The 8175-nt window shown below is 64.4% G+C and carries 6 protein-coding genes; all 6 read right to left on the reverse strand.

Features of this window, described 5'->3' with window-relative positions; translation table 11 throughout:
* Window positions 1–160: 160 nt before the first annotated feature.
* Window positions 161–850, reverse strand: coding sequence for a hypothetical protein (locus EPY72_RS18975; protein WP_135807443.1), 690 nt, complete (start codon window positions 848–850; stop codon window positions 161–163).
* A complete protein-coding gene (locus EPY72_RS18980) occupies window positions 847–1179 on the reverse strand; it encodes a hypothetical protein (protein WP_135807445.1) in 333 nt (110 codons plus the stop codon). Before EPY72_RS18980 ends, EPY72_RS18975 begins: the two co-directional genes overlap by 4 nt.
* Window positions 1179–4691 carry a hypothetical protein gene (locus EPY72_RS18985; protein WP_135807446.1) on the reverse strand — a complete coding sequence of 1171 codons (3513 nt, stop codon included), beginning with the start codon at window positions 4689–4691 and terminating at the stop codon, window positions 1179–1181. The genes EPY72_RS18980 and EPY72_RS18985 overlap by 1 nt, the downstream gene beginning before the upstream one ends.
* Before the next feature lie 555 nt (window positions 4692–5246).
* Complete coding sequence (locus tag EPY72_RS18990) at window positions 5247–6395, reverse strand: ATP-binding protein (RefSeq protein ID WP_135807447.1); 1149 nt, start codon at window positions 6393–6395, stop codon at window positions 5247–5249.
* Window positions 6392–7174, reverse strand: a complete 783-nt coding sequence (locus tag EPY72_RS18995; protein WP_135807448.1) for a hypothetical protein — start codon at window positions 7172–7174, stop codon at window positions 6392–6394. Before EPY72_RS18995 ends, EPY72_RS18990 begins: the two co-directional genes overlap by 4 nt.
* A 77-nt stretch (window positions 7175–7251) precedes the next feature.
* Window positions 7252–8175 (reverse strand): hypothetical protein (locus EPY72_RS19000; protein ID WP_168216077.1); only part of this gene is annotated, 924 nt, incomplete at its 5' end.

Genomic DNA, 8175 nt, shown 5'->3' on the forward strand with positions numbered 1-8175 from the left:
TCAAACGCGGCCGTGGTCACCTTCGGCCGGACGCTCGACCGCTTCACGACCTGCCCGCGGACCGTGATGGTCTCCCCGAGATGCTCCGCGCGCTCGTCTCCGACCGACAGCACTGGCTTCGGGAGCGATTCGTCGACGTCCTCGGGCTGGACCGTCTGGCTCACTGCTCACCACTCCCGTCGGTCAGCACGCGGTCCTCGGGACTCGTCCGGCGGTACTCGTAGGCCTTCAACAGCCAGAACAGCGCCGCCGCCCCGAACAGCGCGAGCGCCGCGTTGACGGCCGTTCCGAACGTCACACCGATCGCTCGCCCGACGACGGTCTCGGTGACGAACGCCTCGACTGAGCGCCACGGAAAGATAGTCGCCTTTGCGAGGATCGCGGCCAGCAGGCTCACCGCGATCAGCGCCGTAAGCTCGGCCAGTCGCGACCACATCTCTGACTCGGTCGCGAACCAGAGGAACGGCCCGACCGTCACGATGACCGCAACAGTATCGAGCCAGCCGTAGATGGCCGGTTTCCCGACCGTCCACGCCACCACCAGCCCCAGCGCGACCAGTCCCTGATAGAACCGCGTCCGGCGTTCGCTCGCGTCGGCGTACCGCTCGTCGAGCCAGTCCTCGGCGTCGCTAAGGGCCGCCCGGATGCGGGGCTCGTACTCAGCGCGCCACGTCTCGCGTGCCTGCCCGGCCCGCGTCTCGATCTCGTCGCGAAGGCTCGCAAGCCCCGACCGGATGCGGGGCTCGTACTCGGTGCGCAGCTCGTCGACGCGACTCCGGCTCCCCGAGTCATCCTCGACGTCGTCGCCGTCGTCGTCGGCGGTAAACGTGTCGAGGGTCGCGTCGCTCACAGTATCCCACCTCCACCGCTCGGCGAGACCGTCTCGACCAGGACGTCCAGCAGGTCGTAGATTGGCGCGAGGTTCACGCCCGGGATGACGCCCGCGTGGAGCGCCCCGGCGAGTGCGACCGCCAGCACGGCCACCGAGACGGCGCCGTACCGAACGGCGACCGTGCTTGCTGTCCGCAGGAACGCCACCACCGACGAGAGCCGGTAGCCCCACCAGAACAGCGTCAGTGTCGAGACGACCGCGCTCGCCCCGATCACGCCTTTCAGTCCGAGCGTCGCCAGGACCCGACCGACCGCCTCGCGCAGCACCACGAACACGTCCGCGGGCATCAGTCGTCACCTCCCGACGACGTCGAGACGCTATCATCGTTGTCCTGGACGATCACCTGCGTCATCGCCGAACCGTCCTCGCTGGAACTCCCGCCAGACGAGGACGACGAACTGTCCGAGCCACTGCTGGAGTTGCCGAACAGCCAGCGGTACAGCGCGTAGGTAGCGAGCCCGACTCCGGCGAGTCCGCCGAGCCGGATCGCGGGATCGAGCGCCTCCGCGATGGTCGGTCCGAGCGTCCCGGAGATCGACCCGGGCGCCAGCACCTCCAGCGCGAGGACGCCGACGAACGCCACGCCCACGCCGAGGTAGCCGATCTTGAGCCGCCGGCCGCCCGGCAGGTAGTCGATACCGTAGTAGAGTCCGAGGATCGCGATCACTGCGCCACCCAGGATCGGGACGGTTCCCGAGGAGATCAGCCCCGAGGCCGATCCGGGCGCCACGATCTCCATCCCGAGCAGCGTTACCGCCCCCGCGGTCGTCAACAAGACCAGCACGTCCCGCCGGCCGTAGCCGCGTGAGCCGTACCGCCGCTGGAGCCAGTAGACCACGGCGACCGAGCCCGCGACCAGCGCGAGCACGAGCCCGCCTTGGAGCGACTGTCCCAGCCCGAACGGGCCGCCGATGCCGGAGTCGCCAGCGTTCTCGCTCGCGATGATCTGGAGCGTCTCGGCGCTGTCGTCGTCAGTGAACACGACACCGTCGGCGCCGGCTTTCTCAACCGTCCGTGTATCCGAGTGGGTCACTGACCAGAGCGCGTAGCTCTTGTCTTCGACCGCATTCAGCCACCGGATTGTCACCGCGTCCCCGTTCGTCCGCCCCTGGTCGAGATGGAACTGCTGGGCGTCAAGATCCTCGATGTGGACCACCGCGTCCCCGCGCTCGGGAGTGACCTCCAAGGGCGTGTACTCGACCCGAGTGGTCGCACCCTCACCAGCATTCGGCAGATAGACTTGTTGGGCGCCATCCGCGGTCACCTGCGAGTACTCCTCGGGCTGGCCCCACGACTCGTTGTACGTGTGGACGATCCGCTGGTTCTGGATACCCAGCCAGAAGTTCTCATCTTTCCCGGTCACTTCGATAGCGGTGTCGAGCCGATCGCCCGGCAACGTCGGCTCGCGGATCGTGATGTCACCATTGTTGACCTTGACCCGCCAGCCCCTCGCGTGGACTGACACCGACTCGTTCGCTTCCACGTCGCCGAGATCAACCGTCACCACCGCCGACTCCGCATCGTACTCGTAGTCCGCTGAGTCCATCCGTGTGTACTCGGACCCATTCCGTGCGATCTCCAGTTCCTTGATATTGACCACCGAATCGTGGAACGGGAGCTCGAGCGTCGCATTCGCTTGTTCGTCGATGAACGTCTTGTTGATAGTGCGTTCCTCGGTCCATGCCGTGCTGTTGTAGCTTGTCGAGTGACTCGTCGCGGCCGTATGGTAGTAGTCGACCCCAACGCGCGCGGCTGGAGCGTTTGTCGACAGCGACTCGCCGACCCCCACCTCGACAACATTTGTCTCATTCGCGAGCCAATCCGTCGAGACGTTCAACGTCGTCGTCTCGCCCGCTGACAGCGTTCCGTCATAGCTGGCCTCGTAGCCGTTGATGACGACATTCGGGTTCACCGACTCCGAGATCTCTGTGTAGTCGGTTGCGACCGAGACCGTCGACCACGACTGCGTCGAAACTACCATCTCATGTGACCCAAGCGAGAGATCGACGCCACGGGTCACCGTCTCGCCTGGCTCAAGCAGCCCGGAGTACGAGGCCTCAGGAGTGCTGTCGCCGTCGATGTCCAGTTGCGGGTTTTCGGTGACGATCCGCTCCTTGACGTCGATCTTCCAGTCGAAGCCTGCGCCCGGGCTCGCGAACGCCAGTTCGTTCGTCCCTGGGTCAAGACTCGACATCTGGAGCGTTGCGGTCTCACCGCCCCGGAGAACACCGGATTTAGACACGTCGATCGAGCCGTCAGCATCGACATCGATCGCCGGATCCTCGGTCGCAGTGACCTCGTCGGCCTCGATCGTCCAGTCAGTCGGCGCACCCGACAGCATCGTTTCAACGGAGACGCTCCCACTCGATAACTCCGACACCGAAACCGTCGCCGTCTCACCGTCGGTCAGCACACCCGAGTAGCTCGCATCAGCGCCTCCATCTCCATCCACATCGATCGCAGGATCTTCCGTCCCTGTCCGATCTTTTTTCTCCAACTGGTAGTCAACTGTCCCGGTTCCACTCATCGAGAGAGTATTCGTAGACCCCATATCAATCGGTTTAGCCGCTGTCGAAGTGATATTCCCAAATCTGACAGAGCCTCCAACTCCATCCGAGATTGAGACTCGCGAGGTATTTGTCCCACCAAATTCGATCTTCGGCCCCATATCCAGATAGTCGCCATTATACCAGTAGCCGCCCCAATTTCTGTTCTCACGGGCTTCGATAGCGTAGTTGTGATAGTTGTCGTTATCCGTCCCTCCAGTGAGCTTAAATTCGAGGAAAACCGTGCTTGAGGACGTATTCCGGACGAAGGTGTTATCTAGATCGACATTTAGAGTGTGGTCTGATCCAGTCGGCGGTTGCCAGTTTTCTTTAACGAGTGTTCCGTCACCTGTCGATCCATCCATTCCCTGTTGATGCAGATAAATATCTGCTGTCAGATTCGATTCATTTGACGTCTGGGCCATGTGAAGCGTGACGTCTGTAATATGAGATGGGCTATTCGGCACCCTCATCTCTGACCCAGCGAACTTAGTTAGCATATCTGTGTAACTCCCCGCTTGGTCATAATTCGAGACGGTTGTCGGTTCTGGCGTCACCGTGATCTTGGGGTCGCCGTTCGATGGTCCAGTCGGTTCTAAGTTTCCGGTATTGATGCTATCACTGCCTCCTGCTGACAGTGTCCCACTCTGGTTGTTCCAGGTTGCAGATTCTTGGCCAGTGAACGTCACCGTCTGATTCTCGGGTGGCACGTTTCCACCGACCGAGATGCTTGTCGACTCGCCATTACTCTGACTGGTTGCTGCCCAAGAGTTGCTGGAGGTCGATTCCTGACCCGTGACCGTCACCGTCTGATTCTCCGGTTGCATGTTACCGCCGACGCTGATAGAATCCGTCGAGCCATCGCTGGCCACTCCATCCCAGAACGTCTGGCGGGTCTCCTCGACACCCGTAAATGTCACTTCGGGCTGACCGTTTGCCGGTCCAGTCGGGGCGTTCGTCCCAGCCGCGGTCACCGGCAACATCTCACCATCTGAGAGTGCCGTTCCCGACACCGACTCCTGTTCGGTCGACTCACGTCCCGTCAGTTCGATCGAGAAGTTCCCGGCCTTGCTCGCGTCCGCCAGCTCGTACCGACTCGTCGAGCCGTCGGTCGCCGCGTCCATCTCGATCGAGACCGCGCCCGCGAACGTGCCCGTCTCCTCGGCCGCGCTCACCAGCACGGGCGACCACATGGGGACGAGCGCACCCACCACGACGAGCGCGACAAGTGCGAGCGCTCGCGATTTACGCATCCGCGCCCACCTCCGTTCGCGTTTGAGCGAGCGCCCCGCATGCGGTATCCTCCGGCCGTGCGAGTCCGACCGCGCTCACGGGCAACCACGCCCACAGCACCGCGCGCGCCGTCGCACACCGACGCGCCTGCCCGCCTCCGGTCACGTCCGCACCGACGCGGCCGCGGACGCGGCCACGCGAAATCCTTCGCTCGCGCGCTCGCCGCCGCTCGCCCGCCAGGGCGTTCAAAAACGCCCGCGAAGACGAGCGCTCGCGCGAGGCCGCCCGCGTCCTCGATCCATCGCGAGCACCCGCCCGCGCCTTGAACCGAGCGCGCGAACCACGCCAGCGAGCAAGCAACCGCGCACCTGCTCGCGACGCGCATAATGCACGCCCGCCCCCGGGGGGGTTATTCCGATCATATCCGAAGAGCGCGCGCGCGTAATTGCTCCCGGTCGAGGCCGAACTCCGCCGGGGACCGCCTCCTCGCCGCAGCCGACCCCCCGGATTTTCTTCTGAACGTGAGCTCGAGCTCGACGTCGACACGGCGATCGTCGACGTCGGTCGGGTGTCAATCATGCCGTCACCCCTCCCGTCGAGGTCTCCCCCTCCCGGCCGTCCGGATCAAGGTACACCTTCAGATCACCCTGAATCGGCTTCGGGATGTTCGGCCACCCGACCTTTTCGAACGAACTCTCGGTGTAGAGCAGTGCCGTCCCGATGTCTTCGTCGGACATCAGGTCCTCCTCCATCGGCACAGTCTCCATCCCCACCGGAATCGACGACGATCGCGATCGGCGCGGGTTCGCCGTCCCGTTCATGTGAATCCGGAACGAGATGCGGTCACGCCACAGCGAATGGAGGTGTTTGTCCTTGTGGCCCGCGAAGTACCGCGCGATCCCGTTCTTCCGGAAGTCCTCCATCGACTCCCCGAGCATCTTGATTTTCAGCCGCGTCAGGTACTTGTCGTTCGCCGCGCCCTCGGGCGCCAGACTCTGAACCTCGTCCTGAATCCAGCTCGTCCACGCAAACGGCCCGCGTTCGACCAGCGACAGCCCCCAGCCGAACCACCAGTGATTCACCGGGTCCTCAGCAGAGAATTCGACCTCGTTCGTCGCGTCAGCGACCACGCGGTCGCTCTCCTCGTAGACCCATTGACACCCCCGCATCTTCGGATCGGGGTACACGACGTTGAACTGGCCGTCGCGCAGCACCCGCAGGTTCAGATCCATCACGTCCTTGTAGTAGACCACCTCTCGGACGATGTCCTCCAGACGGACCTCGACCCCACGCGAGCCACGCGACCGCTTTTTCGGCACGAGGCGAGCGGTTGGCTCGTACCCCTTCGGGATGCACACCCGCGTGATCGGGGCGTACGGAAGCCATTCCGAGCGGCTGCCGGTCACCGCCGACCAGACGACTCGCGCGTCGTTGCGCTCCATCTCGACGCTGGCGATCCGCAGCAACAGCGTCGACTTTCCCGAGCCTTCTTCGCCCACGACGAACGATCCGGGCCCTCCAGACACTCGCTCTGTACCGCCGTCCCAGGTATGATCGAACAGCGCCGGCGCCAGCGCCGAGTAATCAAACAATTCGGGATCGAACTTCGGCATCCCGAACTTCCGGCGGAGGAACGCCGCATCAGTGTGGAGTCGATCGTCGTCGCGATACTGCTTGGTGTTCGTATGAGGGTCCGGTAATTTGTCAGGGTCTGGGTCAGTCATATCTGTGTTGCCTCCAGTTGTTGGTTGTCCGATTCTTCACGAGCCTCCTGAGAGCGCACCAGCATCGGCTCAGGTGTCAACGAGAACGCCGGCAGCAGGTAGAACGCCGCCAGTTGCTCGCGTTGGCGGGCGTGGTCCGCACGGTCGCCGAGCAGGACGTCCCGAGCGGTCCGCTCCATCTCCAGCCGCCAGTCGAGATCCGCGTCGATCCGGTCGAGCTCCCCGAGCGTCACGTCATCGAGATGATGGAGCCAGCGATCGAGCGCATCTTCCGAATTGAATCCATCAAGGAGCTTCCGCAACGCGACCGTCTGTCGGTCTTTCAGTGTCTGGAGCGACGGCCGCATCGCGAACATCGACACGTCGTCGACGTCGACGCGGTTGTCCTCCTGGACGTATTCTTGAGCGTCTTTTCGGAGCGTCCGGTAGCCCGCCCGGCACGCCGGCCGGATGAACTTCTTCGCCATCCGCCGGCGGACCGTCGCGGCCGCGTCCAGCGACACCGGCGTCTGCCGGTAGTGCCGGCGCTTCTCGCTGGTGATTACGCATGACAGTACCACCTCGTCACGGGCCACCTTCGCGAACCAGTTCCCGTGGAGCCGGCCCATCGAGTTCCAGACCAGCTCTTGCAGCCACAGCAGGAACTCGCGCCGAGTCGCGAATCCCTCCTGGACGAACCTGTCGATCGCCTCCTGTTGGTCGCGATGGAGCTTGTCGAGCGACGGCCGCGCCGCGTCGATCTCCGCGAACAGCGCGTCGAGATCCAGTCCCTCGACCACGGGTGACTCGTCTCCCCCCGCATCCGGGGGGCCTTCTGACGCGCCCGCGTGCGATGAACTCCGACTCGCGGGGTGCATCAGTCGTCACCTCCCGCAGTGCCGACCTGATCCCGGAGGCCTTGCTCGTCGTCCGAAACCGCGGGGTCGCTTTCCAGCATCTCCGACTGGAGCGGGTTCGCGTCCGGGTCGTTGCTGTTCTTGATGATCGACTCGTCGTTCAGCTGGCTGAGCATCTGCTGGACGTCCATCTCACGCTTGTTCGCGTCGATGACCTCCCGGAGCAGTTGCGGGATGGTCTCGAACCGGCGCAGGGTCACGTCCATGTAGAGCGCGGTCGCGTACGCCTTCCGTGCCTGCCCGGGTGCGCAGTGTATCTCGCCCTCGCCGGCGACGGGCGTCGCGAACGCGACGAGCGAGCCGGGGACGCACGCGGCCGCACCCCAGATCCACGTCCCGAGCCACTGCTGGCTCGCCCACGTCGCGGTCGCCAGCGCCCCGAGATAGAACGCCGTCCCGATGTAGTGCTCGCGTCGGAGGTCGTGCGGGAGGACACTTGCGAGGCGCTCGTCGTCGGTGTCCTCGTCGTACGTCCGCCACGGCCACGCCATCACCACCGTCTCGGGCTGGTGGTCGATCAGCTCCTCGGGCTCCTGGTCGATCACGAACAGCCGGTCGTAGTCGCCCGTCGCCGGGATCTCCGACGCCCGGTTGTTCACATCCAGTTTCGCGTACTTGCCCTTCAAGCGCGCCCAGAACGGCGCGAACCCGTCCTGGTAGATCGCGAGGTCCCCGTTCGGCATCTCGACCACGTCGTACCCCTCGATCTCCGCCTCCAGGGCGTCGAGCACTTCCGCGTCCTCGTCGATCGGCGACGTCGCCGCCTCGGTGTCGAACCGAACCAGCCCGATCTCCTCGACCGCCGTGTCTTGGTCGAGCAGGATCGCCGCCGCGACCCAGCCGACCGCCAGCGGGAACACCAGCGGCACCGCCGCCACCAGCGA

The sequence above is a fragment of the Halorussus marinus genome (genome assembly GCF_004765795.1).
GTDB classification, from domain to species: Archaea; Halobacteriota; Halobacteria; order Halobacteriales; family Haladaptataceae; genus Halorussus; species Halorussus marinus.

Excerpts from the sequence above, each read along its gene's own strand:
- EPY72_RS18985 (WP_135807446.1), bottom strand. The coding sequence starts at position 4,691 with ATGCGTAAATCGCGAGCGCTCGCACTTGTCGCGCTCGTCGTGGTGGGT.
- EPY72_RS18990 (WP_135807447.1), bottom strand. The coding sequence starts at position 6,395 with ATGACTGACCCAGACCCTGACAAATTACCGGACCCTCATACGAACACC.
- EPY72_RS18980 (WP_135807445.1), bottom strand. The coding sequence starts at position 1,179 with ATGCCCGCGGACGTGTTCGTGGTGCTGCGCGAGGCGGTCGGTCGGGTC.